Source organism: Paenibacillus sp. J14, assembly GCF_000518465.1.
Taxonomy (GTDB): Bacteria; Bacillota; Bacilli; order Paenibacillales; family Paenibacillaceae; genus Fontibacillus; species Fontibacillus barengoltzii.
The window spans coordinates 1-2,928 of the sequence record NZ_JADQ01000104.1; the positions used below are offsets into that span (position 1 = coordinate 1).

A 2,928-nucleotide genomic window follows, 5' to 3' on the forward strand; every position below is an offset into this window, starting at 1 on the left:
TGGGTATTCTACGCCCAATGAGTGCGAACGTATGTACCGATCTGCCGCATAATTTTCTCGATTCTTTGTGTCTACTCTATTGACAGAGGTACAGTTTCGATATAATTTCCTTCTTCAACTCTATTCCCTGTAGCTTTAATAGAAGATCAGCAACACAGTTTAACAGAGCCAAAATAAACAAGATCCACCTTGCAGTACACTTGGAGGATCTTGTTTGTTATTTACTCAGTCTTGCCCTTAAAATCCCCGTCTCTTTTTCATCTGGGTAGGCTTGTAACACAGCATCCATCTTCCGTAGTATATCCTGCCAGTTCAATCGTTTTGTACTGAAATGATGATACAACCTCGATAATTGATGCAAGGAAGCAAGTGATCTTCCCCAGTCCTCACACTGCACTTCGGTTATGTTCTCATCCAATGTAGTACCTCTGACTGAATTAAACACAACTGCAAAATACGTTCTTTCTGAGTTCTGTATGTTTTCCTCCCATTATTTATGAGAGGACTAAACTCCACTAAGAGGCAAGCCCTCTCATAAACATACAATTTTGATTATCCTTCCTTATCAAAACACGTCACCCCTTCCATCATTTTCGGTAAGAAATAACTTCCACCATGATGTTACCATAAAATGTAACCGCTTTTTGGTCAAAAATCACTTTATTCATTTTCTCCAGCGGGTGCATACGATGAATCGCTTCAAATCCAAGACGATACTTTAGCATTTTCCCAACTAAAGAATTCCTTGGAGGAGTTCCTGTTATTCGACGAGCTAACGCCCGAAATCCTTCACAGACTAATTGATCGCATTGAAATAAAAGCAGAGGGGGCCGAGAATCTTCTACAGATTCTCGGCCCCCTCTGCTTATTCTTTACTTCTAACTATCAACGCACAGCATTCCACATGTGACGAGGTGACAGGGAGAACATTATTATTGGAATGATATTTGCTCTATATCAATTGTATTATTTTGTAACATTAGTTATCATTAACAAGGTAAACAGTTATTTTGTAGAAAAAGGTGAAAAAATGACAACAACAGTTGATCTTATTGAAAGGGGTTACTTCCCTCAGGAGTTACCACCCCCTTTTTCAACTAACTTATTAAGCCAAGCATTACCGATGCTACAGCCTACAAGCAATTATAGAGTTAAAACGAGCAGATACATTTCTTATGACATACCAAGAGTAAAACTCCAAAGACGTCATCTATCTATTCCTAACCCATTACACCAAATAAAACTATGTGAAGCAATCGAGGCTAATTGGACAAACATACAGAGACATTATGCTAAATCACAAATATCAATCAGCACTCCTGTTGTTTCGACTATACGTGCAGTCACACCAAATAGAGGTTTTGAAGACATGGTTTTTGAAAGAATTCTTCGCTCATCTAGTAGCAGGGTATTACTTAGAACTGACATATCTCGTTATTACTCGACAATCTACACCCATAGCATACCTTGGGCAGTTCATACAAAGGCCTTTGCTAAAAGAAATAGGCAGAATACGCACTACGGTAATCTGTTAGACGAATGCATGCGTAATTGCCAGGATGGGCAAACAATAGGAATTCCAATCGGACCTGATACCTCTTTAATAGTATCAGAAATCATCGGTTCAGAAATTGATTTCCTTTTTCAACAACGTGTAGGGCAAGTTAAGGGATTTAGATTCGTAGATGATTACTATTTATATTTTGAGTCAATGTCTGATGCTGAACAAGCTTGCTCAGCTCTACATCAAACACTAAGGGAATTTGAGCTAGATCATAACCTAGCTAAAACAACAATGATGAATCTGCCGGAAATCCTTGAAAAAGAATGGGCTACTGAACTTAGAATATTTGACGTTCGGTCAAATCTTACAGCACAGAAAAACGACATAGTTAGCTTCTTTAGTAAAGCTTTTGATTATTCGATCAAATATCCTACTGATCCTGTAATAAAATATGCTGTAACTCGATCAAAGACATTCAATATAAGTGTATCAAATTGGGATATTTACGAATCTCTTTTGTTAAAAACAATGATTGTTGAACCTAGCACTTTACAGGTTTCGTTGCAGATATTGTTATCGTATGACCTACATGGATATCCGCTTAATAGAACAAAAATTGCCGAAACCATCACAGAGATTATTTTACACCATGCAAATTTCAACCACTTCTTCGAAATATCATGGGCACTATGGATAAGCAAAAGCCTAGGTATCTCTTTGGACATCAGAGTTGCAAATGCCGTTTCACAACTCAACAATTCTATTGTGGCACTAGTTGCTCTAGATTTAAGTAACTCAGGTTTACTCGTCGGACTAAATACAACTAACTGGCAAACATATTTGACCGTTAATAATATGTACGAAGAACAATGGTTATTAAATTATGAAGCACAAGTTAAAGGGTGGCTAAATGCCGGAAGAACTCTTTTTACTGCAGGTTCATTATTTTCTGATTTAAACTCCCATAATGTTGAGTTCTACGATACAACACGACAAATTCCAACCTTCACTCCTACTGCAGCTAGACAAGCAGCTCGAACTATAGTACCTACAGATAATCAACAGGGTGGAGACGACACCTTGAATTATACTGGTGGGTTGCAACAAAATACAAACACATTTACGTTCTATTAATCTATAGTCAGATTTAAGAGTAGGCGAACCTATCCACGGTTCGTCTATTTAATTTGTTACTATTTTTATGGGGGGCCAGTGCCTGATTGATCGTTCTTGCAAGTATCTGCACCGTATGCTCCGTGAGTAATTTTTCTAAAAGGGCTCCTTCTGTAAAATTGATGTGTCAATAATTATAACCTTATTTTAGCAATCCTGCTGCTAGACTAAAAAGTAGACATGGAGAACCGAGAATCGGGTAAAATGAATCTATCCAAATTCGAGGTGCTACCATGACGAAAAAATACGAT

General features: G+C 37.7%; 2 protein-coding genes. Both read left to right on the forward strand.

The features are described from left to right. Positions 1-745: 745 nt before the first annotated feature. Positions 746-910, forward strand: a complete 165-nt coding sequence (locus M891_RS25480; RefSeq protein WP_232228402.1) for a DUF4368 domain-containing protein — start codon at positions 746-748, stop codon at positions 908-910. Between the two features lie 30 nt (positions 911-940). Continuing rightward, positions 941-2,638, forward strand: coding sequence for an RNA-directed DNA polymerase (locus M891_RS0122065; RefSeq protein ID WP_084628955.1), 1,698 nt, complete (start codon positions 941-943; stop codon positions 2,636-2,638). The last annotated feature ends 290 nt before the right edge of the window (positions 2,639-2,928 follow it).

Coding starts and splice junctions, on each gene's coding strand:
- M891_RS0122065 (WP_084628955.1), top strand. CDS start 941: ATGATATTTGCTCTATATCAATTGTATTATTTTGTAACATTAGTTATC.